The sequence below is a fragment of the Arachnia propionica genome, from assembly GCF_003932785.1.
In the GTDB taxonomy this organism is placed as follows: domain Bacteria; phylum Actinomycetota; class Actinomycetes; order Propionibacteriales; family Propionibacteriaceae; genus Arachnia; species Arachnia propionica_B.
Window position 1 is genome coordinate 1 of sequence record NZ_RQYT01000024.1, and the last position, 23,821, is coordinate 23,821.

A 23,821-nucleotide genomic window follows, 5' to 3' on the forward strand; every position below is an offset into this window, starting at 1 on the left:
ACACCCACTCCGTCACCGATGTCCTGACACAAGAAACGTCACCGATGTCCTGAGGCAGAACTGTCACCGATCTCCTGAGACATCACACGGCCTGGGAGGACTACACGCACTGGCAGATCGCAGACCGGAGGGTCCTGAAGCGGATCAACACCTTGATCGAGGCCTGCCTGAGGGATCCGTACACCGGTATCGGCAAACCGGAGCAGCTCAAGTTCGGAGCCCAAGGAGCATGGTCCCGTCGCATCACCGAGGAACACCGACTGGTGTACCTGGTGATGGGCGACGACCTGGTGATCCTGCAGGCCAGATACCATTACGAACGGTGACGCCCCGGGCTGTGGACCTTCCCGGTTGCCACGCTCCAGTGCACTCCTCGTACCGTGACGATCCTCATCACGATCCCCCGATCCGCGCCCTCTCGGCGGACTGAGAGGGGTCGGGGATCACTCCTCGGGGGCGTGGATCAGGTCAGTCGGTCCAGGCTCGGGTCCGATCCTGCTTGGATCACTCCTCGGGGGCGTGGATCAGGTCCGTCCAGACGGGGATCTCGCGGCTGCCATCGGGGGCCGGGGTGTCGTGGAGCACCACGATCGACCACGGCTGCACGGTGATGGTCCCGTCGAGGATCATCCCGGTTCCCTCCTCCCAGTGGTTGCACGACGGCTCCGCCCACGAGGCCGTGTCGATGAGTCGACGCCAGACCCGACCCTCCCCCGCACCGACGGGCTGGAACTCCACCGGCACGTCGGCCATGTTGAACATGGCGAAGAAGTTGTCACACGGGGAGTTGATGTGGACGCTGAGGGCCCGATCCCCCTCCTGCGGGTGGCCGCCCAGCATCGGGGTGTGGAAGAGATAGCTGACATCCGTGTCGTCGGGGATGAAATCGCCGTACTGCTTCGAGCGGAGGGCCTCATGACGCTGCCTCAGGTTGGCCAGGAAGGTCGTGAAGCGGAACTGACCATTGACATGCGGCTCCGTCTCATAGGTGCCCAGATTGTCGTGGTAGTGGGCGTCATCCATGCCCGGGGCGACGGGCACCCGCTGCGGTGCATTCGTCGGGATCATCTCGTAGTTGTTCCACATCGCGAGTGAGTGGAGCTCCCACGGGTTGTTGTTGCCGTTCTGCGTGCGGGCGAACTCGTCCCCGGCCACGAACATCGGCAAACCCCGCGACAGGTACAACGTCGTCATGAAGTTCCGCAGCCGCTGGCGACGCAACGCCTGATCCCCACCGGAGTTCCAGGACAGGTTGTCGTCCGAGCCGCCGTCGGAGGGGCCGAACGGGTAGGGCTGATCGTTGACCTTCTCCTGATAGCTCACCAGGTCGGCGAGGTTGAAACCGTCGTGGGCGTCGATGAAGTTGATGGTCTTCTGCGGCCCGCCGTTGTCGGCGAAGTGGTGGTGATCGCCGTTGACCATGTCGAGGAAGACCGACGTGTTGCCGTCGCCCTTGCAGAACCGACGCACCGCGTCGCGGTAACGGCCGTTCCACTCACCCCAGCCGCGGGGAAAGTTGCCGACCTCGTAGCCCCACAGGTCCCAGGCCTCCGCGATGACCTCGATGTGCTCCCGCTCCGCGAACTCGGCGATGGCGACGAGCAGCGGATGGTCGTTGAAGAAACGTTTCTGGTTGGCCCAGTCGTCGCGATCGGCCTCGTTGGGCTTGCGTCCGAGCACCGTCGCGAGGTCGAACCGGAACCCGTCCACCCCCATCTCCTGGGTCCAGTGCCGCAGCGAGTCGAGCACCATCTGCTGCGCCGCCGGGGAGGAGTAGTTGAGCTGGTTCGAGGTGCCCGTCGCCCCGTCGACCATGGCGTGTGAGGAGGTCATCACGTAGTAGTCGGCCGCCGCGAACCCACCCAGCGAGGTGAATCCGACGGTGTTCGGGTCGCCGTTCCAGTTGCCACCCTCGGCGGTGTGGTTGTAGACGACGTCGAGATAGACCTCCATGCCAGCGGCGTGGAAGGCGCTCACCATTTCCTGGAACTCGGCGGTGGGGCCGCCCGGGGACTTGTCATGGGAGTAGTTCCTGTTGGGGGCGAAGAACGACAGGGTCATGTAACCCCAGGAATTCGTGTGCCCCTCACGTGAGGACTCCGAGTTGTTGGTCTCGTGGATCGGCAGGAGTTCGAGTGTGGTCACCCCCAGCGCCTTGAGGTACGGCACCATGAGGCCGACTCCCTTGTAGGTGCCGATGTACTCCTCCGGGATGTCGACGACGTCCTCGAATCCCGGTTCCCGACGCAGCAGGCTGCCGAGGTGGACGATCGACGGGTGCCCGACGAGCTGCGAGACCGACGCCTCATAGATCGCCGCTCCCTCCGGCGCGAGGCGGGGTTTGGCGAAGGTCGGGCTCGTCAGGGCGATGACAATGCCCTTCGGGGCGATCCGGGCCGTGTCCGCCTGGCGACGGGGCAGGCCACGGTAGTCGTCGCCCCCGGTACCGAAGGCGCCACCGTCCAGCCCCGTGGTCAGGATGGAGTCCGAGTACATGGAGTGGGTGACCTCGAGGGCGTAGGGGTCGAAGAGCACCTTGTTCGGGTTGAAGCGGTTGCCGCGCTCGTCGATGTCGGCGACGAACCCGGCGTCGCTTCCCGGCACCCAGTCCTCGGTGTGGGGCCAGTTGGAGCCCCAGACCCGGTAGCCGTACAGGGTGAGCGCCCCGGCGCCGTCAATGTTCGCCCGCCACACCCCGTCGCTCCCCTTGGCGGGCAGGAAGGTCGCGATGGCGTCGGCGCCCACCGCCTGGTCGAAGAACTCCAGTTGGAGCCTCGTGGCGTCGGGTGCGTAGACGGCGAAGGTCGCGCCGGAGCCCGTGACATGGGCGCCGAGCGGCCAGGTGGCCGTGGCCCATGTCTCGGGGGCGACCGGGGTCCAAGGAGTGACGTCCATGCCCACATCCTCCCATGTCCCATCCCCGATGGTCGGTTGTGAAGCGGCCTGTCCATCATGTCGGGTAGGCCCCGGAGGATGAAAAGAATGTCAGCCGAAAAGACAATGTTCGCCTTCCGGTGGCGACGCGTGACACGGGGGTCGGAACCGGGTCCCGGCAGGGATGTCACCTGCAGCCCGGCCCCGTCACACGCATCACTGCGCCCTGTTGGCCAGGGTGTATGGTTGGGGCCGTGCCACGACAGATCCTGACGACACTCATCGGCAAGGCAGTGCGCGCCGGGATGCGCCTGCGTGGGGGCGGTTCAGCGCTGCCCGGACTGGTGGTGGAGAAAATCGACCGCACATTCGTCGCCCGGACCCTGAAGGATCTGCCGTACGGCGTGGTGGTGATCTCCGGGACCAATGGCAAAACCACGACGACGAAAATCGTTTCGGAAATCCTTGAGGCACGGGGCCTCAAGGTGTTCACGAATCGCACGGGAAGCAACTTCTCCCGCGGCGTTGCAGCGGCCCTCCTGGGCGAGATCAGTCTGCGCGGAAAGCTGGACGCCGACATCGCGGTACTGGAAATGGATGAGGCGTGGGCGGTCAAATTCGTCCAGATGGTGCCGCCGCGTTATTCACTGCTGTTGAATGTGATGCGCGATCAGCTGGATCGTTTCGGGCAGATCGACACGACGGCCGGATTCCTGGGGAAGATCGCCGAGGCGACGACCGGGAAAGTGGTGCTCAACCGTGATGATGCCCGGGTGTACCGGCTTCGGGAGCAGACAAGGGCCGAGGTCCACTATTTCGGCCTGACGACGGAACTGCTGCAGGTCATGCCCACCGACGATGCCCTGAAGGCCGGTGGCGCGGTGGCCAACGACGACGTGCCGACTGAGGTCCTGCTGACGCACATCGGCAATCAGGAGGCCGGTTTCCTCATCGATGGCGAGACCCACCACGTGTCGGTCTCCTTGAAGGGCGTGCACAACCTGCTCAACGCGGCGGCGGCGCTGAGCCTGGTCCGCGTCATCACTCCCGAGACCCCGATCGAGACCTTGCTCACAGCGCTCAGCCGCGTCCAACCGGCCTTCGGGCGCGGCGAGAGCATCATGTACCGCGGCACGCCGATCGATCTGCTGTTGGCGAAGAACCCCAGCAGTTTCCGACTCAACCTTCTGTCAGCGGCCCAACGACAGCACGCGACGATGATCGCCATCAATGACAACTACGCCGACGGACGGGACATGAGTTGGCTGTGGGACGTCGACTTCAGCGCCCTGTCGCGGGTGTCGCTGGTCACCGGTGCCCGTGCACACGACATGGCGCTGCGTCTGAAGTACGACGAGGTGCCGCTGGGGGGCGTCGAGGAGGACCTCGAAACGGCTCTGGACAGGTTCCTCAAGGAGCACCCCGCGGAGCCGAAGCAGATTCTCTGCAGCTACACCGCCATGCTGAATCTGCGAAAACTGCTGGCAGCACGGACAGAGGTGGAGCACATCTCATGACACACATCCGGATCATTCAGCTCTATCCCCGTCACATGAATCTGTACGGCGATCAGGGCAATGTGCTGGTACTCAGGAAGCGGCTTGAGTGGCGCGGATTCGACGTCGAGGTCATCGATCACGACCCGGGGGATGAAACGGATTTCGCCACGGGCGAGATCTTCGTCGGCGGCGGCGGACAGGATTCAGGCCAAGAGATCATCCAGGACGATTTGCAGGCACACGGCGAGCAGCTCCGTGAGTTGGTGAACGGCGGCACGCCGATGCTGCTGGTGTGCGGGATGTACCAGCTCTTCGGTCGGCGCTTCGTGACGACGGAGGGCACCGAGCTCCGCGGCATCAACGCCCTGGGGGTTGAAACCCGCGCGGGTGAGGAACGTCTGATCGGGAACATCACGCTGGAGAACGAGCAGTTCGGCCGCATCGTCGGCTACGAGAATCACAGCGGCCAGACCTTCCTGGACGAGGGAGTGACCCCACTCGGAAAAGTGGTGCGAGGTGTGGGGAACAACTCGATCGACGGCCACGAGGGCGTGCTGCAGAACAATGTCATCGCGACGTATCTGCACGGCCCCGTCCTGCCGAAGAATCCCCGGCTGGCCGACTTCCTGATCGAGGCGGCTCTGAAGCGTCGAGGCATGGATTCCGAGCTGGCACCGCTGGACATCGACACCTTGGCCGGCGAGGCACAACGGGTGGCGATGGGCCGGACTCGCTGAGCCCCGGAAGCACCCCCACCCCACAAACCCGGGCCAGCATCCCCAGAAATATCCCGCGCGTTATGTCATTTTAGGCGTTTTCTGGGCTTGGGACCCCAATAATCCATAACTACGGGGCCCGGAGGCGACGCCCCCGGCCCGACCTCCGGCAGGTCGGGCTGCACGCGAGCTTTTGGAGACTGGCTGTCCCTAAGATACGATGGGTGACACCGGGTGCACGGTTCAGGTGTCGCACCCCTGACCAGAACAAGGAACCCGACCATGGAGATCCTCCGCGGCATCGTCATCATCGCCCACTTCGTCGGCTTCGCCCTGCTCTTCGGCGCCTGGGCGGTGGAGGCGTTCAATCGTCGCCTCCGCATCTCGACGATGATGCAGTGGGGCATGGCCCTCGCCCTCCTCACCGGCCTGATCCTGGCCGCCCCGTGGGCGCTCTCCGGGCCCCTCAACTACACCAAGATCGGCATCAAGCTCGTCGTGCTCATCACCATCGGGGCTGCCCTCGGGATCGCAGCCGCCAAGCAGAAGCGCAACCAGGACGTCCCCGCCGCCCTGTTCTGGGCCATCGGCGGCCTCACCCTCGTCAACGCCGCCATCGCGGTGTTGGTCTGACCACGACCAGCCCGTCGAGGAATCCCACCCCCAGGTGACCCTCCGGGAGGGTGGACAGGGCCTCCGGCATCCCGTCGACAGCGATGCTGCCCGCAGGTTCACCCTCCCGGGTCCACAGCCTGACCACCGGCTCGCTCCCCGCCGTCGCGATGAGATCGCCGACGCTGGCCAACAGGGCGACGTCGCCGTCGGGCTCCGGGCGGAACTCGGCCGCGAGACGCCACGGCTGGACGTCCCACAGGCGCAGCCAGCCGTCGTCCCCGACGCTCGCGAGTTGGTCGCCCAGCCGGGCCAGGTCGAGAACCCCACCCTCGTGGGCGTCGAAGGGCTCCCCGGCCGCCCGACCCTGATCGAGGGACCACAGCCGGATACCACCCCATCGTGAGGCCGTCGCGACGAGGTCGCCGGGAAGCGCCACGACGCCGTCGTCCCACTGCCCGACCTCGAACCGTGCGATCTCCTCCAGCCGGGCGTTCCACACCACGGCCTCGCCGTCACCGACGGTGATGATCCCGTTGCCGGACAGGGGCGAACAGTCCTCGATCAGGCTCCCGGTCGGCTCGGAGAACTCATCCGACGGCGCCCCGTCGGCGCCCAACACGACGAGCTGATCCGCCACCGGGACGACGTGACGTCCCGCCGCGACGACGAGTCCGGCATGCCCAAGCGTGGCGCCGACCACCCGGGCGAGCGGCCTGCTCGGATCCCACACCCGCACCACCCCACCGCTGTCGATGGAGGCGAGCCGGGCGCGCGAGTCGGCACCGGTGAAGACCGTGAGCCCACGGACCTCCCGGTCGTTCCAGGAACGACGACGACCCCGCAGCACCTGCGGCGACTGCTCGGTGAGCGCTGGATCCCAGATGCGGATGTCGGCGGCATCGCTGCCGGTGGCCAGCCGCAACGCCCCGTCGTCGGCGTGGAAGAAGGCCGCCGAGCACAGCCCGTCGGGGACGTCGAGGAGACCGAGCCCCGCGTCCTCCAGCTCCCGGGAGACCCCCGATGCGAGGTCGTGGACGGCGACGGTGCCGTTGCGGCTCACCGACGCCACCTGGACCCGACCCTCGGCGTCGGTGTGGACGGCGGTGGCGGTGATGAGGTCCTCGTGGTCGAAGTCGGGGAGCGGGAGTTCCTCACCGGTGAGCGGGTCCCACAGCCGAAGGGTCGAGAAGTCGCGGGTGAGGATCCGAGGTCGGTCCCCGTCGAGGAACACCGACGGCTCCCCCAACCAGTGTCCCGGCGTCTCGATGACCCGGAGCTGTTCCCCGGTCCCTGGGTCCCAGATCCTCATCGTGTGGTCGTCGCTGACGGAGGCCAGCCGCGGCCCGTCGGGGCTGGGGAAGGCAACGACGTCCGAGACGTAGTACCCGTGCCCCGCGAGCGGTGCGCTGACCGGTTGGCCGGTCATGGGGTCCCAGAGCCACACCCCATTGCCGCCATCGTCGCCGACGGTGGCGATCCGCGGCTCACCGTCCGCAGTCAGCCACGCGGTGATGCCCCGCATCGTCTCGCCGTACCCGGTGATCGGCTGGCCGACGGCACCACCCAGAGGGTTCCAGAGACGGATCACCTCGTCGTCGCCGCAGGTCGCCAGCAGCAGTCGGCCGTCGGGGGTGGTGAAGTGCGTGATGGCCCGCCCCGAGCCGTCGTGGGAGCCGACGACGGTGTGGGGCGAGACGGGTAGGCGGTACCCGATGACCTCCTCAGGCATGCGGGGAGTCTACCGCCCGGTCCACGGCAGGGTTCGCCTGCCCTGGGTGCGGTTCGCCTGCCTTTTCGGCGGCTCGCCTGTCAAACGAGACAGGCGAAGTGAAACAGGGCAGGCGTTCTCGACCCAAGGCAGGCGAATCCGCGGTGAGGCGGGGCCTCGGGGCCGGACGGGGGCGTCCACGACAGAGGGACCCGGCCACGTCAAGGAACGACGACGGGCGCGCATGGGTAGACTCAGGCCAGCATCACGTAGGGAAGGAAACAGTCGTGAAGATCGCTGTCATCGCGATGGGGAAGATCGGCCTGCCGCTGGCCGTCCAGTTCGCCGACATGGGCCACGAGGTCGTCGGCGTCGACGTGCAGCAGAGCGTCGTTGACAAGGTCAACGCTGGTCAGGAGCCCTTCCCCGGCGAGGCCCATCTGCAGGAGAAGCTCTCCGAGCTGGTGCCCGCCGGCAGGCTTCGCGCCACCACCGACTACTCGGAGGCCATTCCCGGCGTCGATGCGATCGTCATCGTCGTGCCGCTGTTCGTCAACGACGAGACCTGGCAGCCCGACTTCGGCTGGATGGAAGCCGCCACCCGTTCCTTCTCCGAGCACCTCACCCCCGGCACCCTCGTCTCCTACGAGACGACGCTGCCCGTCGGCACCACCCGCAACCGCTGGAAGCCGATGATCGAGGAGATCTCGGGACTGACGGAGGGCAAGGACTTCCACCTCGTGTTCTCCCCCGAGCGGGTCCTCACCGGGCGCGTCTTCGAGGACCTCAAGAAGTACCCGAAGCTCGTCGGCGGCCTCAGCCCCGAGGGTACCCGCAAGGGCATCGAGTTCTACGAGCAGGTGCTGACCTTCATCGACCGCCCCGACCTCCCGCAGGGCAACGGGGTCTGGGACATGGGCACCGCGGAGGCCGCCGAGATGGCCAAGCTCGCCGAGACCACCTACCGGGACGTCAACATCGGGCTCGCCAACCAGTTCGGCAAGTTCGCCGCCGCCCACGGCATCGACGTGCACAAGGTCATCGACGCCTCCAACTCGCAGCCCTACAGCCACATCCACCGGCCCGGCATCGCCGTCGGCGGCCACTGCATCCCCGTCTACCCGCGGCTCTACCTGTACACCGACCCCGAGGCCACCATCGTCCGCACCGCCCGCGAGGCCAACATGACGATGCCCCAGTACTCCATCGGCCTCGCCGAGGGCGCCATCGGCGACCTCACCGGCAAGCGGGTCGTGGTGCTGGGCGCCTCCTACCGCGGCCGTGTCAAGGAGACCGCGTTCTCCGGGGTCTTCCCCACCGTCGAGGGCCTCAAGGCGCGCGGCGCCGAGGTGCTCGTCCACGACCCGATGTTCACCGACGAGGAACTCGCCGGGTACGGCTTCACCCCCCACCACCTGGGTGAGCCCGTCGACGTCGCCATCCTGCAGGCCGACCACCCCGAGTACCTGGAGCTCACCCCCGCCGACCTGCCGGGCGTGCAGGTCATCGTCGACGGCCGTGGCTGCCTCGACGCCGCCAAGTGGGAAGGCGTGACCTACCACGCCATCGGCAACGGCCAGCGTTGATGAGTCGACGGATCCGTCACCTCTCCAGCGTCCACGACATCACCGACACCCGCGTCTCCTACAAGGAGTGCGGGTGCCTTGGCGATGCCGGGTACGAGGTGGCGCTCATCAACACCCACGATGGCGACAGCACCGTCGCCGGGATCCCCGTGATAGGTGTGGGTGCGCCCCGAAACCGCATCCACCGGATCCTCATCAAGACATGGGTCATCTTCATCAGAGCTCTCAGGGAAAAGGCGGACATCTACCACTTCCACGACCCCGAGCTGATGGGGGTCGGCCTGGCGCTCAGGCTGCTCGGGAAGAAGGTCGTCTACGACGTCCACGAGGACGTGCCGTTGCAGATCATGAACAAGACGTGGATCCCCGGGTGGGCCAAGCGCCCGCTGGCCGGGATCGTGAAGGTGCTGGAGGGGGTCTCGGGTCGGCTGCTGAGCGGGGTCGTCGCGGCCACCCCGTCGATCGCGGAGAAGTTCCCGGACTCCCGCACCGTCGTGGTCCAGAACTTCCCGGAGAAGGGGCTTGCCGTCGAGCACAACGACCGCCCCTTCCACCAGCGACGCCACGCGTTCATCTACATCGGCGGGCTGTCGGAGCAGCAGGGCCTGTTCGAGATGCTCGACGCGTTCGCGCGGCTCGACGAGGCCACGCGGGGCTGGATCGCCGGACGGTTCAAGCATCATCGGGACCGCGCGGAGGCGCATCCCGGCTGGAGCCGCGTCGACTACGCGGGCCTGGTGCGGCGCGAGGAGATCGTCGCGGGGCTGCGGGACGCGCAGGTCGGCATCGTGCTGGACCATCCGATCAGCAACTACGTGGAGGGCTACTCCACCAAGATGTTCGAGTACATGGCCTGCGGGCTGCCGGTGGTGTGCTCGGACTTCGAGCTGTGGCAGCGGATCGTCGGGGAGGCCGACTGCGGCATCACCGTCGACCCGTTCGACACCGACGCAGTGACGCAGGCCCTCACCCGGCTGCTGTCCGACCCGCAGGAGGCGGCGCGGATGGGCGAGAACGGCCGCCAGGCCATCCTGAGGCGCTACAACTGGGACGTCGAGTTCGAGAAGCTGCTGGGGCTGTACGAGCGGCTCTGAGCGATCAACCGTTCGAGGTCACCCCTTCGAGGGCCTGGTCCACCGCGCGACGGAGGAACTGCGACCGCGACTCCCCCAGCCTGTCGGCAGCATCGTCGACGGCACGGATGCGGGAGGCACCGAGCCGGAATGAGATGGTCTCGAGTTCCTCGTCACAGAGCCGTGGCCGACCCGGGATGGGGGTTGACGTGTGTCCCGGCCACGTTCCGGCCTCGTGCTGAGCTGCGATCTCCTCCAGCTCGCCCTCGGTCAACTCGACGTTGTGACCAGTCATCCTCATCTCCTTTCGGCTCCGACCCGGGCGGGAATCAGCCCGGGCGGGTCCACTCAATCGTGTGGCGGAAGGCAAGACGTCTTCGAAGTCTCGCTCCCGGCATCACACGGGCAAGGGCAGGACGCAGTTCCGCGATCCCGAGGACGGGCTCACGCATCGGTACGGAGTCCGGCACCGCCTCACGCCGGGGACGGGGATGCCTGAGCAGACCGATCATGGGGTTGGTCACGGCGGAGGCGAGGTCCCAGACGCGGTCGACGGGGGTCTGAGTGGCGGCCAACCCAACGGCCAGGAACCGACCGCCGGGGACGAGGAGTTCCCTGACCCGCCAGAGCGCCTGCTCGACATCGAGATGGTGCAACACCGCCACCATGCAGACGAGGTCCAGCCCCGGAGGCAGATCAGCCAACTGCGCCGACGTGACCGTGACGTTCGGCAACACCTGGGTGCGCTGCGATGCCTCTGCCAGCATCGCCTTGTCGACATCGGTGCCTGTCACGTGCTCGAAATATGGAGCCAACGCCGCGAGCAGCTTCCCCTCCCCACAGCCGACGTCGACGGCACGCCTCCTCCCTGAAGGCAGGTTCCGCAGGATCCATGGGTGGAAGTGCTCGTTGTGGTTCCAGGGATGTCGGGCATTGAACTCCCGCAGCCTTCCCGTGACGACCAAGACCAACTCCTTCCCACCCACCAGCGATTCTGCATGACGATGCACCCATGATGCGTGTCGTAGCGCCTCCCGTCAGGGGACCACGGAGCGTCCCGCCACGGCGATGAGGGTGTGACGCGGGAGCAGCCACGTGACCAGCCTGGCGACAATCTCGACGTGGACGCGATGTCGTTCCTGAACTTCATCAGCCACGGCGGTCAGCCGTTCGACGTCGCGGGCGAGCAGGATCAGGTATCGCACCCACGCCAAAACCGACCATTCGGTATGTCAACTCCGTCGCGCCGACGAGGCACTCCGCGGGGTAGAGTTCGAACGACCCTGATACGAGAGGTTCCTCATGCTGCTTCCGAACCGGATCCTGGTGCTCGCCCCGCACACCGACGACGCAGAGCTGGGCGCCGGCGGCTCCATCGCCAAATGGCTGGAGGCCGGGGTCCACGTGCACGTCGCGGTGTTCTCCACCGCAGAGGAGTCGCTCCCCGCGGGGTCACGACCGACCCAACTGGCCGACGAGTGTCACGAGTCCCTCGACGCGCTGGGGGTACCGCGGGAGAACCGGACGATCCTCGGCTACCCCGTCCGAAAGCTCGGCTATCACCGCCAAGAGGTCCTCGAGCACATGGTTCAACTGGCCCGTGACATCGACCCGGATTGGGTGCTGGTCCCCTCCGGCGCCGATCTCCACCAGGACCATGCCACCATCCACGACGAGGCGATGCGCGCGTTCAAGCACAAGACCCTTCTCGGCTACGAGCTACCGTGGAACCACATCACCTTCTCCGCATCGGCCTTCGTGACCTTGGAACGTCGCCACCTCGACGCCAAGTGGGCCGCCCTGACGAAGTACGCGTCGCAGTTGGAGTTGGGGCGTCCCTACTTCACCCCGGAGTTTCACGACTCACTGGCCCGCGTGCGTGGACTCCAGGTCAAGAGCGAATGGGCCGAGGCCTTCGAGTTGATTCGGATCGTGCTGTGATCGTCACCATTCACCAACCCAACTTCGCCCCCTGGACCGGCTACTTCGACAAGATGACGAAGGCTGACGTCTTCGTCCTCCTTGACACCGTCCCCTTCACCAAGGGCGGCTACCAGAACCGCGTCAGAATCAAGGGATCCGACGGCCCGCAGTGGCTCACCATCCCGATCCAGAAGAAGGGCAAGTTCGGCCAACTCACCAACGAGGTCGAGACCAACGAACTCCTGCCCTGGCGAGAGAACCACGTCAAGACCCTCCAGACCCTGTACGGGCGCTGCCCCGGCCACGAGGCCGCCTCGACGCTGCTCAGCGCGGTCTACGCCAACCCGTCGACGAACCTCGCCGACCTGTGCATCGACCTCATCACACGGCTGCGGGACCACTACGGCATCGACACCAAACTGGTGCGCTCCTCCGAACTCCGAGCGAACGGCTCGTCGTCCCAGCTGCTGGTCGACATCGTTGCGCAGCTGGGAGGAACCACCTACCTGTCAGGTCCCTCAGGCCGAACCTACTTGGACGAGCAGCTGTTCCGGGACCGAGGCGTCGGGGTGAAGTACCACTCCTTCACCCCGGTGCCATATCCGCAACCCCACGGCGACTTCATCGGCGGGCTCAGCATGATCGACCACTTGGCCTGCGGCGCCAGCCCATGGTGGAACCGCAACTGATCGATCCAAGGACCGAGCGCAGGGTCCCGCAACCGTCACTGCACGACGAGGGCGGCAATGTCAAGGTTGGACGCCTCGACCAGATTCAGGGCTTCACGAACCTGACTACGTTTCTCGCCGGTGGCGAGAACCAAGAGAGTCGTGGCCGCCAACCTGCTCGCCAGCACACCGTCGCTCGCCTCACACAGCGGCGTCGTGTTGAGCAGAACCCAATCGTGGGTGTGCCTCAGCTTCTCGAGCACGGCCGCGAAGGCGGTTCGAGTGAGGAAATCACCCGGGTTGGGAACCCGACCGCCTGCCAACAGCTGCGTAATGGGACCTTCGTGCCCCACCGCATCCTCAAGGGGCACATCCCCGGCGACAACCTCCGCAACGCCCGTGCCTCCTGAGCCCATCGGACGATTCCTGAGGTCGAGATCGACCACGGCCACACGCCTCCCCGACGCCCCCAGGGCACGAGCCACATCGTCAGCGACGGACACCGCAGAATGGGCGATGCCGCTGAACGCAACCACACGGCCCGTCCCCTCCGGCACGAGGTACGGAAGCCCCGAAGCGATCTGCTGGGAGACGGGGCTGTCCCCGAGCGGCGCGAGAACTGCGTCGTCGGTCAGTTCGGCAAGGTCCTCAGGCGTGCGGATGGTGTCGTCCAGGAACACTCGCACCAGGACGTAGGTCAACGTCACCAGGACGCCTATACCCGCCACGACGAGCAGGAGGGACATCTTGCTGACCTCGGACTCCGGGTCCACTTCAACGGAGTAGCTCACCTCGCCGACGGTCAGCTTGAGCCCCTCGTACTCAGGTAGCGCCCCCTCCGCCACAGCCGCCTCAAACTCCGCGACGACGGCTTCCACGAGGTCCGTGGCCTGGTCCTGCTCTCCGGTCAGGGCGATCCAGAACACCAAGGACTGGCTGGGGTTGGCGACCTTGAGCTTGCGGAGCAGTGCTTGGGAATTGATCTTCGGCTCAACGCTCCGCCCGGCAGGAATGATGACGCGAGGAGAGGTGAGGAGAGTGCCGGCGGAGGCCACCAGGTTGTCCAATGCGGCTGGATCGTGAGCGACCTGAGCCTCTGAACCGATCACCTGTAGCGGGATGGTGGCGGAAACAGTGTGCTGCTCGGTGCTCGACGAGACCAACCCAAAGCCGCCGAGAGCTCCCGCCACAGCTCCCAGAAGCAAACCAATGGGCACATGTCGTATGGCCGCTCTCAGCAGCAAACGCAACGATCTCACGTACAGCACCTTTCACTGAGCGTCGAAGCACAGCTTAGCGTGAGGATCCTGCGACACGACCCAGCCCACGACACCATCACCGCGCCCCTCCGGACACGGGGGCCTTCAACTCATAGACTACTGAACGTGTGATGTGGAAGTGTTCGTCCAAGCGAGGCCGACGAACGGGGCGGGACCGCCCCGTCGTCCACCTCTCGTGGCTCATGACGGCTGGAATCACTTGATTCAACCTCATGTCCTGAACAACCTTCACGGAGCCCAGTGGTACAGACAGGCAGGGAGGACCCCATGGAGAAGCAACCAACGGTCGTCTGGGTCACCTCAGGATTCCCCTACGGCCGCGGAGAGCAGTTCATCGAGACCGAACTGCCGTACTGGACCGCTTTCAGCGGACGCCTCACCCTCCTCCCCGAGAACAGCCAGGGTGCCCCGGCACGCCCCGTCCCGGACCCGGTGGAGGTGGACACCCGCCTGCTCAACTCGTGGCATCGACGCGGTCCCCAAGCACTCGCACTGCTGAGGACGCTCGGTTCAAGGTGGTTCTGGCGCGAGATCGTCTCCATTTTCCGCAACCGCAAGGTCACGACGTACCGCCTGAAACACGCGCTCCTCACGGGGACGCGGATGACAATGGAACTTCGCACCCTCCGGGAGATGTCCCGTGATTTCGGCCACCCCATTGACGTGGTCTACTCCTATTGGATGTCTGTGAGCGCGTGGGCAGCCTGTCTCGCGAAACGCCGAGGGTTGGTGCGCCGTGTGGTCTCCCGCGCCCACAGCGGGGAGTTCTACGAGGTCGCCCGGCCGGAGCAGTACAACGCCTACGTCAGACAGTTCGCCCCCGAACTCGACACGCTCGCCCTCATCTCGGAGGATGCCCTGGCCCAGGCCCGTCACTACGGATTCAGTGAGCAGCAACTGCAGATTTTCCGCCTCGGCGTTGAACCCGGCCCCCCGGCCTCTCCGACGCCGCCCGGGCAACTCTCCTTGATCTCAGTCAGCACCATGAGCGCTTTCAAGCAGCTCCATCTCATGATCTCGGCCATCCGGGCAGTCGCCGCCGCCCTACCGTCCGTCCAGATCACCTGGCACCATGCGGGCGACGGCCCCCTCCGGGATGAGCTGACCACTCAGGCAGAACGAGAACTCGGCTCCATCCCCAATCTTCGGTACCATTTCCTCGGCCATGTCCCCAACGAGGAGTTGATGAAGTTCTACGAGAGCCGTCCCGTGGACCTCTTCCTGAACTCCAGCAAGCAAGAAGGCGTTCCCGTCTCCATCATGGAGGCCATGACACGATCAATTCCGACCATCGCTCCCGACGCCGGCGCCATACGGGAAGTGGTGGCGCCGGAACTCCTGATACCACGCGATGACATTGTCAAGGACCTCACCGAGCGGATTCTCTCCTACCACACCAAGGCCAAGGAGGATTCCTTCAGAGCATACATCCGCGACTACGCCTCCTCCCGCTACTCCGCCGCATCGAACTACGGAGCTTTCGTGGAGTTCATTGATTTCCCAGGAAAACCACAAGCATGAACGTCGACGCATCATCGACCGGCATGACCCGCGGGCAGATGGTCGCAGCCGCCTTCTTCTTCGGGACGCCCTTCCTGGCCTCCTTGGGCTCAGTTGTGACCTTTGCCGGTCTGGCTGCCGCACGCCCCTGGACCCTGGCAACCCTCGCCGCCGTCCTCTTGGCAGCCCCGAAGATGAATCGGACCACCAGGTGGGTACTCTTCCTGGCGGTTCTCTGGACCTTCTCGGGACTCATGAACATGCACACCCCGAAGGCCGTCCGTTCCTTCCTCGGACTCCCTCTCAGCCTCCTCGGAGTGCTGGCCACCACCCTGTTCCCCTGGAATCTGGACCGCCTGAGGTGGCTGTCCCGAGGATGGTTGGCCGCTTGGTTCACTGCTGTGCTACCCGCCCTGGTTGAGTTGGCGACAGGACGCCACCTTCCGAACTATCTTTCCGGATCACCCGCCTGGATCCGGGAGCGTTCCGACGACATCGCCTCCTACTTCGTCAACCCGAATCCCTTCGCATTCTTCCTGTGTTCAGCCATGATTGTGCTGATCGCGACCGCCCCTCTGGAAGGACCACGACTGCGAAGGATCATGTTGGCATGCGCAGGGATCACCCCCGCACTGATCTACTTCACCAACAGTCGCGCCATCCTGGCCATCTCCTTGGTTGCTCTCGTGTGGCTGGCCCTGACGACCACCCAGCTGAGGCGCCACGCCCGAAACGCCGTCGTCGCCCTGGCCCTCGTCATTGCGTTCGCAATGATCTTCCTGATGACCAACTCGACCTTCACGACAAAACTGTTGGCAGGGTTCGAGCGCTCTGGCTCCTCCCGCCTCGCCCTGTATCTGAACGCGTTGTGGATGTATCTCCAATCGTGGGGTCGAGGCATCGGGCCGGGTATGTTCGAGGAGGTGATGAGATCCGGGGAGTTCCCCTACCCGACGGATGGAGCCATCAATCCACACAGTGGCGTCTTCGAGATCCTGAGCCAGTACGGCTTCCTGATCTCCGCCCTGGTGGGGGCAGCCCTCGTCGCCTTGACAATCCGCTGCTTGCGTCTCCTGTCCAGCAGTTACGCTGACAACCGCGCCAAGCCCCTGCTGCAAGGCGTCCTCGTGGCGGCCGTCACTCTTCCCGCCCTGTCCTTCGGCGACAGCCGCTTCCTCGACTCCCCGATCGCCTGGGCAAACATCTGCACCATGTTGGCGATGTGGCTCACGTTCACGAACACGATGAAACCTCTGCCCTCGTGGGCACATCGTCCAGCATCCGAGCTGCCCCCTAGGTTCCGCGTCGCACGGCGCGCGCTGGGCAGAGAACTAGCTGCGGAGCCCTCCTCATGACGGGGCCCCGACCGGGGTCGACCACGACTTGGGCGTCCGCGCTCATCGGCGTGGGGCTTGCCGGGATGGCCGCGCTCATGCAGATTTTTCGCACCCGGCAGTGGCGGATCGCGGCAGGCGTCCCATTCACCTTGGACGGGCTACTGTTCATCGGGCTGATCGTCGCGTGTGTCGTTCCCGCTGTTCGCCGACGTCACGATCTGCACCGCATGGGCTGGCTCGTCGTCGGCGCGGGAACCCTCTTCTTCGTCTGGGGCGCTCTGTCCGCCCTTCGCCACCCTCCCCCTACCATCGTCACCTCCACCCCCTACGAGATCCCTCTCAGCTTCCTCGTCACCCCCCAGCTCCACGGAGCACTCTGCATGTTCGCCGCGCTGTTTCTCGCCCTCGCCCTGGGCAGGTACCAGCGAACCGGTGTCGTGGTGGCAGCGGGGGCACTGGTGCTCGTCGGTTTCATCGCCTGGCCTCGTCTCGTAGGGGTCAATCGTTCCTGGCGCCTGGCAACCGCGCTCGGGGGATCAGCAACCATTCATGTGGTTTTTCTCGTCGCGACGGCTGTTCTTCTGGGCTTCACCCTGACGCCCCCTCCCGCGACGTGGAGTCACCGCGCGCGGTTCACACGCCTGCTCAGTTGGGGGTTGTCCTTCCTCGGATTCGTCGGGGTCATCGCGACAGGCTCGCGCGCGGGTCTGCTGTGCCTCATCGTCTGGGTGATGATCCTTGGTCTTTCGCGGGCACGCCGCGCCGTGACGATCGGCGTCATCGCTCTCGCCTGCCTTTGGGGTGTGCTCCTGCTCCTGATCCCGGACCTTCGTCACTCCCTACTCACGGAGGATCCACTCCGTCAAGCAAACGCGGCGACCGCCTGGAGCTGGTGGACCCAGGAAATCGGCACCATCATTGCGGGTAATGGCGTCGGCCAGGTCTGGCCATGGGTCGGGTTCGACGCTGGTCTCGTACCGGTCCCGGGAGATGGGATGATCCCCACCCCCCATGGCCCAGTACTCCTCAGCCCCCACTCCACGGTCCTCGCCGCCGCAGCTGAATCCGGACTGGTGGGACTTGTCCTCCTCCTCGTGGTCATGGGACTCATCGCGGCCCGGGGGTTCACCGCCCGACGTGATCTGTTCACCCTCGTTCTGTCTGCATCAACGCTGGCGACCTCGGTGGCCTTCCTCTTCGACACCTACCTCATCAAGGAGTTCGGTATCTCCTTCTGGTGGTGGTTGGCCGTGTTCATCGTCCTCACCCGAACCCCCGTCGAACGTGTGGAAGGCTGCAGCAACCCCCGCCAACAGCAGGACCATGAAAGCTGAGTGGAGCCCCATCATCGGTTGATTCAGCCATGTCGAGTGCGCACTGCTGCATGGGATGAAACACACCACCATGACGACGACGGTGTGCCCCACCATCCTCCCCTGCGCATCGCAGCGGCGGCTCCACCCCAGAGCCGCAACCCCGGAGATGAGAAGCGCAGCGAGGGTGATCACGAAGGTCACCACTCCATACTCGACGAGTATTTCAGCCATGCCCGCATGCGCGTTGTTCAATCCCTCGAACTGGTGCGGGTTGTCCGGATGGAGTGCCCAGTACTCGAACCCTCCGGGCCCAGCTCCCAGCAGGCCGGTGCGTTGCCACGACCAGACCGCCGAGCGGAGCAGCAGCATCCGCACCCATTCCGAACTGCCCACGAGATCGACGCGGGACCAGTCAACGAATCCCCACACGGGCTCCAGCCAGGAGACCTTGCAGCTGGCTCCGACGACGGCGAGCACGACCCCCAGCAGCGGCACCCAGCGAAGCACCCGATGGAACAGCAGCCAGCACGACGCGCCGAGGATCACGGTCAGGAGGGACAGCCGACTCCCCGTATGCCAAAGAAGCCCGAGCTGCCACACGCCGAAGAGCACCAACAGCCAACGAATAAGGGTCCCGCTCCGCGGCCACAGCACCGGTAGGGCCAACACCCCGACCACGATGTGATAGGCGTAGAGGTTGGGGTTGTCGAAGGTCGCGGCGATGAGGTCGTAGTCCGGGTAACTGGGTTTGAAGTAGACCGCCGGAGTGTTCCCTGGGAGGTACCCCCCGGTGACGACCTCCCAGGTGCCCACCGCACCGGTGATCAGCAGGGACAGGACCCAACCGATCACGGCGAACCGGACCATACCTGCTCGCGCGCCGACCCTCACACTCGTGATGACCAGAAGTAGTGCAAAACCGACGACGGCTGCCTGGGCCGGGACAACGCCCTCCGGGAAACGGATCCAGCCCATGGCCCCGAACAACACGAAACACGACGTCACCGTCCCGACCCCGACAAGGACATTGCGGATCTGCGGTGCGGCGGGGAGCCGCCTCCCGAGCCCTGTCCACATCACAACGGCCAGCGCCAGGGTCGCGATGCGGGAGGGCATCAGGAGTCCCCCGGGTAGATAGATCGCCAGGGAAACCAGCGAGGGCAGCACCAGGAGGAGCACCTGCATGCAGAGCGATGTCACCCGTTCCACCGGTTGCAGCCTCCTGCCAGCCTGCTCAAGGGTGGTCGCGCTCACCGTGAATCCTCACGATCGGTTCTGGCGGATCAGCCGGAGCATGACGGGGGTTGACCACGCCAGCCACCCGAGCCCGAAAACCACGGCAACGGCGATGTCGATCCACAGGTTCGGGGAGAACCGTTGCACAGCCCACGAGGCAACGGCGATGAGGACACAGGCAACGACCATCTGCACGGACACGTCGACCCATTTCTGGCCGGTCAGTCGCCACGCGACCGCGTACAGGAAACAGGCGCAGACGATGGCCCCGAAGGCGTAGCCCGCAGCCACCGCAAAGACCCCGATGTGCGGCACCACCGTGAACCACACGATCACCGCGCACAGCAGCCCACCCTGCGATGCGAGCATCGGGTACCACATGTATTTGTGCTCGCCGGCGGTGATGGCGCTCACCGAGGGCGTGGCCACATTGTTGACCAGGAGGGCAAGACAGAAAACAGGGATCAGGATGGCAGCGGGAGCGTAGTCGTGCCTGCCGCTGACCGCCGAGTAGACCACGTGGATCACAGGACGGGCCGCGATCGCCACTCCGCCGAAGAAGGCCACGAGAACCGCCACGAAACCTCGAGTGGCCATGTCGGTGTGCCTGCGCAGGGTCTCGTGGTCTCCAGCCCCGTGCGCCTTGGCAAGTCCCGGATAGAAAACCATGATGAGAGCCGTCGTGATGAGCGACATGGGGGTGACCAGTTGGAGCGCCACCCCGTAGATACCAGAGGTCGCCTCCCCGAACTGCTTCGTGACGAGCTGCGACATCTGCAGCATGCCAGCGCTGGCCACGGAACCGATCGCGGAGAAGGTGACGAACTTGTCGATCTCGCTGCGCAGGGCCCGTTCAGGACGTCCATGCGCGGTCCAGGGCCAGCACAGCAGCGAGTAAACGCCCAACGAAAGACTCAGGGGGAGGGTGAGCAGCATGTTCCGCACCCCCAACGCCAGCAGGACCCCTGTGGCCGCGATCCCGACGACACTTGCGATGATGTCAACCCGGGTACCACGCGCCACCTGATCGGCCCCGAAATGAATCCCTCGCGCGTACTGGGAGGTGCACACCGTGACGAGGATCGCTGCGACACACAGCCCCTCCCACCACTGCCCCTGGAACAGCACCACCCATGCGATGACGGAGACGACGGCGAGGAACGCCGTCACCTGGACAACTCGCAGCGACAGCTGTCGCGCCACGGCATGGACCTCGACGTCGTCCTCCTTGCCACGAGCGCGAGCCACGAACTTGGATGCCGCGCTCTGCGTGCTCGAGGGCCAGAAGGTGTGGAGCAGAAACGCCAAAGACGTTGCAACAGCGACCGTCCCAAACACAACCTTGCCCGCGAACGAGGCGATGAGCCAGTTAGAAGCGAACCTCGTCCCCCCCTGCAGCCCAAGGGTAACCACCGACAACAGACCTCGCTTGGCCCCTGATGTGCCGGCCGGCGCATTGAGAGGAACTGGCTTGAATCCCATTCAGCCTCCTTGAGGTACCTGCTTCCAAGGCGAGACTACCCCTTCGTGCAGGACCAGCGGCAACGCTGGCAACGCATGTAGGCTGGGCGCCATGGCTTTCCTTCCCTTCGCCCGTCCAGACATCACCGAGGCCGAAATCGAGGCCGTGACCGAGACGATGCGCTCCGGCTGGTTGACGACTGGCCCGAACGCGGCTCAGTTCGAGAAGGAGTTTCTGGAGTTCCTGGGAGCGGAGGGACACGCCATCGCCACCAACTCCGCCACCGCTGGGCTCCATCTCGCCTTCGAGGCGATCGGAGTGGGTCCTGGGACCGAGGTTCTCGTCCCAACCTGGACCTTCACCGCGACGGCTGAGGCGGTGAGATACCTGGGGGGAGACCCGGTCTTCGTCGACGTCGACCCGGCGACCCTGTGCATCAACCTGGATGACGCCGCACGCAAGGTGACGCAGCGGACCGTCGCGATCGCCCCCGTGCACTTCGGCGGCCTGGCGGTCCCCAACGGCGCCCTCTCCGACTTTGCCCGAAGTCATGGCCTGAAGGTGGTCGAGGACGCAGCCCATTCCTTCCCCACCCTCAACGAGGGAACCCTGGTTGGGGCGCATGGGCACGAGGCAACCGTCTACAGCTTCTATGCCACGAAGACCATGACCACCGGTGAAGGCGGAATGGTGGTGACGCCTGACGAGAAACTGGCTTCCCGGATGCAGACGATGCGCCTGCACGGCATCAATCGGGATGTCTTCGACCGTTATTCGTCGGAGAAGCCGAGTTGGAGCTACGAGGTCGTGGCTCCCGGATACAAGTACAACCTGCCCGACACGGCCGCGGCTCTGGGGCGGGTGCAGTTGCGTCGCACCCCCGAACTTGTCGAAAGACGGACCGAGATCGCCAGCCGCTTCGATGAGGCCTTCCAGGACCTCCCCCTCGCTCTGCCCGCACAGGCCCCTGAAGGGTCGAGCCATGCCTGGCACCTCTACGTCATTCGCCTCACCGACAGCACCCCGGTGGGACGAGACCGCTTCATCGAGCTGATGGCCGAACATGGGGTGGGCACAAGCGTGCACTTCATCCCGCTCCATCTGCAGCCCTACTGGCGGGACCGCTATTCACTCACACCGCAGGACTTCCCGGTCGCCTCGGAGGAGTTCACCCGTGTGGTCAGCCTTCCGATCTTCTCGGCCATGAGCGATGCCGACGTGGATCAGGTCATCTCGGCGACCCGGATGATCCTGTCATGAACGCCCTGGCCAAGCGTCTTTTCGACATTCTCGCCTCCGCCTGTGGCCTCGTTCTCCTCGCTCCACTCTTCCTCGTCCTCGCCATCCTGATCTGGATCGGCGACCGGGGCCCGGTCTTCTTCAGGCAGGAGCGGGTGGGACGGCACGGGAGAACCTTCCGGATCCACAAGTTCCGCACGATGAGGGTGGCAAACACCGGATCGCTCGTGACCCAATCCAACGACAACCGCATCACCCCCGTCGGAGCCGTCCTCCGGAAGTGGAAGCTGGACGAACTGCCACAGCTGATCGACGTGCTCAAGGGGGACATGAGCATCGTCGGCCCCCGCCCCGAGGTGCCGAAGTACGTGGCCCTGTGGGATCCGGTTGCTCGGGACGAGATCCTGCAGTTCCGGCCGGGGATCTCGGATCCAGCCGCCATCGCGTTCCGCAACGAGCAAGAGGAACTGGCTGCTTTTGACGACCCTGAAGCCCACTACGTGAATGTCATCCTTCCCAAGAAGGTCGCCATGTACCGCGATTACGTCCGAAACCAGAGCTTCCCAGGCGACCTGAAACTGATCCTCGGCACCTTCGTAGCCATCGTTCGTTGAGACATGATCCCGGGGCGGGTGGCTGTCGGGTTTCGTCCCTCCACAGCGGGTGCCACCCACCTGTCCACACCTACCGTACGAGAAGCGCTTGGTACTCCGTGACCAGCGGTTGAACTCCCTGCTCCCATGTCGGCAACGGCTTCAGGGAACGACGGATCTCCAGCGCAGTCGGCCGATCCAAGCTCTCCAGCAACGGGCCCAGTTGCGACCGCGGATCACGAAGGATCAGCTGCGGTGCTTCCTGCCCGACTCGTCGTCGCGCCTCCGGAAGGTCGGAGCACACGGGCGGAGTCCCGGCGGACAGCGCCTCGAACAACTTGTTGGGTGAGGACCAGGCATAGGACTGCGCAGTCGTCTCGATGAGCGACAAGGCGAGATCCGCTCCTTTGACGACTGAAACCACGTCGTCGGGGGGTACCGGAGGCATGTGGTGGATGAAACGCAACCGACTCGCCGCCTCCTGCACCGCGGGTTCAAGGTCACCGCCGCCGACGAACAGCAGATGATGTTTGGCAGCTCGCTCGAACTCCTCAAGGATCAGCGGAATGTTGCGTCCCGCAATGAGATGCCCCGTGTGAACGAAGAGAAGTTCGTCCTCGTCAAGTCCGAGTTCGTTGCGCAGCGGACGCGCGGGTCCCTGGGTGCGCTCCGAGGGGAAATTGCAAACCACGACGGGGCGATCAATGCGGTAGCGCTTCGCATACCAGTCCGCGATCTCATCATTGACCGCAGACACCAGGCGGCAGCGACGGATGAAACGTGCCTCGATCCGTTCCGCCAGGAACCGTTTGACACCCACCATGGTCGGCGTTCGGGTCTCAAGCTCGTGCGGGTTGTACACCAGCGGAACCCCGGCACGTCGAGCCAACGCCCAGGCAACGGGAAGCGCCCAGACGGCATGGGCAGCCACCACAGCGAGATCCTCATCGCGGTAAGCCCGGTAGACCTCCCGAAACCAGCCTCCCACCTTCTGGAAGCGGCTGGCCAAGGTGTCCTGTTTGGGTTTTGCATCACCCACCCGATCCACCACGATCCCCGGTTCCAGAGGCTGTAGCCCCGAGCGTTCATCCACCTGCATCCCGACCAGACGCACCTGGACCTTGGGGGTGATGGCTGAGATGCTCCGCGCCATACGGATCAGGCGGGACTCGTTGTCCATGGGGGATTGGTACAGG

At 65.2% G+C, this 23,821-nt stretch carries 21 protein-coding genes; 12 read left to right on the top strand and 9 right to left on the bottom strand.

The features are described 5' to 3' along the window. Positions 1-74: 74 nt before the first annotated feature. Positions 75-326, top strand: coding sequence for a Txe/YoeB family addiction module toxin (locus tag EII35_RS09980; RefSeq protein WP_125228325.1), 252 nt, complete (start codon positions 75-77; stop codon positions 324-326). Positions 327-504: 178 nt separating this feature from the next. Here EII35_RS09980 and EII35_RS09985 read toward each other — a convergent pair whose 3' ends face one another. Next, on the bottom strand, positions 505-2,895 hold the full coding sequence (locus EII35_RS09985; protein WP_125228326.1) for a glycogen debranching protein: 2,391 nt from the start codon (positions 2,893-2,895) through the stop codon (positions 505-507). Between the two features lie 233 nt (positions 2,896-3,128). Here EII35_RS09985 and EII35_RS09990 point away from each other — a divergent pair, with 233 nt between their 5' ends. The 3 genes from EII35_RS09990 (at position 3,129) to EII35_RS10000 (ending at position 5,722) form a co-directional block, all read left to right on the top strand. Then, a complete protein-coding gene (locus tag EII35_RS09990; RefSeq protein WP_221739728.1) occupies positions 3,129-4,391 on the top strand; it encodes a Mur ligase family protein in 1,263 nt (420 codons plus the stop codon). Then, positions 4,388-5,110: a type 1 glutamine amidotransferase gene (locus tag EII35_RS09995; protein WP_125228328.1), complete on the top strand. Its 723-nt coding sequence runs from the start codon at positions 4,388-4,390 to the stop codon at positions 5,108-5,110. The genes EII35_RS09990 and EII35_RS09995 overlap by 4 nt, the downstream gene beginning before the upstream one ends. Positions 5,111-5,371: 261 nt before the next feature. Next, positions 5,372-5,722 carry a Fe-S protein gene (locus EII35_RS10000; protein ID WP_125228329.1) on the top strand — a complete coding sequence of 117 codons (351 nt, stop codon included), beginning with the start codon at positions 5,372-5,374 and terminating at the stop codon, positions 5,720-5,722. Here the strand turns inward: EII35_RS10000 and EII35_RS10005 are convergent. Beyond that, positions 5,694-7,433 (bottom strand): WD40 repeat domain-containing protein, encoded by a 1,740-nt coding sequence (locus EII35_RS10005; protein ID WP_125228330.1) that lies wholly within the window; start codon positions 7,431-7,433, stop codon positions 5,694-5,696. The two genes, EII35_RS10000 and EII35_RS10005, sit on opposite strands and share 29 nt — an antisense overlap. Before the next feature lie 266 nt (positions 7,434-7,699). On the opposite strand from EII35_RS10005, the gene EII35_RS10010 reads away from it, so the two are divergent. Both EII35_RS10010 and EII35_RS10015 read left to right on the top strand, forming a co-directional pair. Next, positions 7,700-8,998 carry a nucleotide sugar dehydrogenase gene (locus EII35_RS10010; protein ID WP_125228331.1) on the top strand — a complete coding sequence of 433 codons (1,299 nt, stop codon included), beginning with the start codon at positions 7,700-7,702 and terminating at the stop codon, positions 8,996-8,998. Further along, on the top strand, positions 8,998-10,092 hold the full coding sequence (locus EII35_RS10015; RefSeq protein WP_125228332.1) for a glycosyltransferase family 4 protein: 1,095 nt from the start codon (positions 8,998-9,000) through the stop codon (positions 10,090-10,092). Before EII35_RS10010 ends, EII35_RS10015 begins: the two co-directional genes overlap by 1 nt. A gap of 4 nt (positions 10,093-10,096) precedes the next feature. Here EII35_RS10015 and EII35_RS10020 read toward each other — a convergent pair whose 3' ends face one another. From EII35_RS10020 to EII35_RS15940, 3 genes are all read right to left on the bottom strand, one after another. Next, complete coding sequence (locus EII35_RS10020; protein WP_221739729.1) at positions 10,097-10,366, bottom strand: ribbon-helix-helix domain-containing protein; 270 nt, start codon at positions 10,364-10,366, stop codon at positions 10,097-10,099. Positions 10,367-10,400: 34 nt separating this feature from the next. Then, positions 10,401-11,036 (bottom strand): class I SAM-dependent methyltransferase, encoded by a 636-nt coding sequence (locus EII35_RS10025; RefSeq protein ID WP_260465087.1) that lies wholly within the window; start codon positions 11,034-11,036, stop codon positions 10,401-10,403. A gap of 72 nt (positions 11,037-11,108) precedes the next feature. Next, positions 11,109-11,276: a hypothetical protein gene (locus tag EII35_RS15940; protein ID WP_185744266.1), complete on the bottom strand. Its 168-nt coding sequence runs from the start codon at positions 11,274-11,276 to the stop codon at positions 11,109-11,111. Positions 11,277-11,373: 97 nt separating this feature from the next. Here EII35_RS15940 and EII35_RS10030 point away from each other — a divergent pair, with 97 nt between their 5' ends. Together EII35_RS10030 and EII35_RS10035 are read left to right on the top strand one after the other, a co-directional pair. Further along, entirely contained in the window at positions 11,374-12,012 is a 639-nt protein-coding gene (locus EII35_RS10030; protein WP_125228334.1) for a PIG-L deacetylase family protein, read from the top strand. Further along, positions 12,009-12,683, top strand: coding sequence for a WbqC family protein (locus EII35_RS10035; protein WP_185744267.1), 675 nt, complete (start codon positions 12,009-12,011; stop codon positions 12,681-12,683). The genes EII35_RS10030 and EII35_RS10035 overlap by 4 nt, the downstream gene beginning before the upstream one ends. Positions 12,684-12,718: 35 nt before the next feature. Here the strand turns inward: EII35_RS10035 and EII35_RS10040 are convergent, their stop codons facing one another. Continuing rightward, the gene (locus EII35_RS10040) at positions 12,719-13,729 is read right to left on the bottom strand and encodes a hypothetical protein (RefSeq protein WP_125228336.1); all 1,011 of its coding nucleotides are present in this window, start codon (positions 13,727-13,729) and stop codon (positions 12,719-12,721) included. A 480-nt stretch (positions 13,730-14,209) separates the two neighbouring features. On the opposite strand from EII35_RS10040, the gene EII35_RS10045 reads away from it, so the two are divergent. Then, positions 14,210-15,463 (top strand): glycosyltransferase, encoded by a 1,254-nt coding sequence (locus EII35_RS10045; protein ID WP_125228337.1) that lies wholly within the window; start codon positions 14,210-14,212, stop codon positions 15,461-15,463. Further along, positions 15,460-16,797, top strand: coding sequence for an O-antigen ligase family protein (locus EII35_RS10050; RefSeq protein ID WP_125228338.1), 1,338 nt, complete (start codon positions 15,460-15,462; stop codon positions 16,795-16,797). The genes EII35_RS10045 and EII35_RS10050 overlap by 4 nt, the downstream gene beginning before the upstream one ends. Positions 16,798-17,945: 1,148 nt before the next feature. On the opposite strand, the gene EII35_RS10055 is transcribed toward EII35_RS10050, so the two are convergent. Beyond that, on the bottom strand, positions 17,946-19,349 hold the full coding sequence (locus tag EII35_RS10055) for an O-antigen ligase family protein (RefSeq protein ID WP_125228339.1): 1,404 nt from the start codon (positions 19,347-19,349) through the stop codon (positions 17,946-17,948). A gap of 9 nt (positions 19,350-19,358) precedes the next feature. Further along, positions 19,359-20,579, bottom strand: coding sequence for a lipopolysaccharide biosynthesis protein (locus tag EII35_RS10060; protein ID WP_185744268.1), 1,221 nt, complete (start codon positions 20,577-20,579; stop codon positions 19,359-19,361). Between the two features lie 325 nt (positions 20,580-20,904). Between EII35_RS10060 and EII35_RS10065 the strand changes: the two genes are divergently transcribed. Both EII35_RS10065 and EII35_RS10070 read left to right on the top strand, forming a co-directional pair. Continuing rightward, positions 20,905-22,053 carry a DegT/DnrJ/EryC1/StrS family aminotransferase gene (locus EII35_RS10065; RefSeq protein WP_125228341.1) on the top strand — a complete coding sequence of 383 codons (1,149 nt, stop codon included), beginning with the start codon at positions 20,905-20,907 and terminating at the stop codon, positions 22,051-22,053. Next, complete coding sequence (locus EII35_RS10070) at positions 22,050-22,646, top strand: sugar transferase (protein ID WP_125228342.1); 597 nt, start codon at positions 22,050-22,052, stop codon at positions 22,644-22,646. The genes EII35_RS10065 and EII35_RS10070 overlap by 4 nt, the downstream gene beginning before the upstream one ends. A gap of 70 nt (positions 22,647-22,716) precedes the next feature. Here EII35_RS10070 and EII35_RS10075 read toward each other — a convergent pair whose 3' ends face one another. Beyond that, complete coding sequence (locus EII35_RS10075) at positions 22,717-23,805, bottom strand: glycosyltransferase (RefSeq protein WP_125228343.1); 1,089 nt, start codon at positions 23,803-23,805, stop codon at positions 22,717-22,719. Positions 23,806-23,821 lie beyond the last annotated feature (16 nt).

Coding starts and splice junctions, on each gene's coding strand:
- EII35_RS09995 (WP_125228328.1), top strand. CDS start 4,388: ATGACACACATCCGGATCATTCAGCTCTATCCCCGTCACATGAATCTG.
- EII35_RS10000 (WP_125228329.1), top strand. CDS start 5,372: ATGGAGATCCTCCGCGGCATCGTCATCATCGCCCACTTCGTCGGCTTC.
- EII35_RS09985 (WP_125228326.1), bottom strand. CDS start 2,895: ATGGACGTCACTCCTTGGACCCCGGTCGCCCCCGAGACATGGGCCACG.
- EII35_RS10005 (WP_125228330.1), bottom strand. CDS start 7,433: ATGCCTGAGGAGGTCATCGGGTACCGCCTACCCGTCTCGCCCCACACC.
- EII35_RS10070 (WP_125228342.1), top strand. CDS start 22,050: ATGAACGCCCTGGCCAAGCGTCTTTTCGACATTCTCGCCTCCGCCTGT.
- EII35_RS10030 (WP_125228334.1), top strand. CDS start 11,374: ATGCTGCTTCCGAACCGGATCCTGGTGCTCGCCCCGCACACCGACGAC.
- EII35_RS10075 (WP_125228343.1), bottom strand. CDS start 23,805: ATGGACAACGAGTCCCGCCTGATCCGTATGGCGCGGAGCATCTCAGCC.
- EII35_RS10050 (WP_125228338.1), top strand. CDS start 15,460: ATGAACGTCGACGCATCATCGACCGGCATGACCCGCGGGCAGATGGTC.
- EII35_RS10045 (WP_125228337.1), top strand. CDS start 14,210: ATGGAGAAGCAACCAACGGTCGTCTGGGTCACCTCAGGATTCCCCTAC.
- EII35_RS10065 (WP_125228341.1), top strand. CDS start 20,905: ATGGCTTTCCTTCCCTTCGCCCGTCCAGACATCACCGAGGCCGAAATC.
- EII35_RS10015 (WP_125228332.1), top strand. CDS start 8,998: ATGAGTCGACGGATCCGTCACCTCTCCAGCGTCCACGACATCACCGAC.
- EII35_RS10020 (WP_221739729.1), bottom strand. CDS start 10,366: ATGACTGGTCACAACGTCGAGTTGACCGAGGGCGAGCTGGAGGAGATC.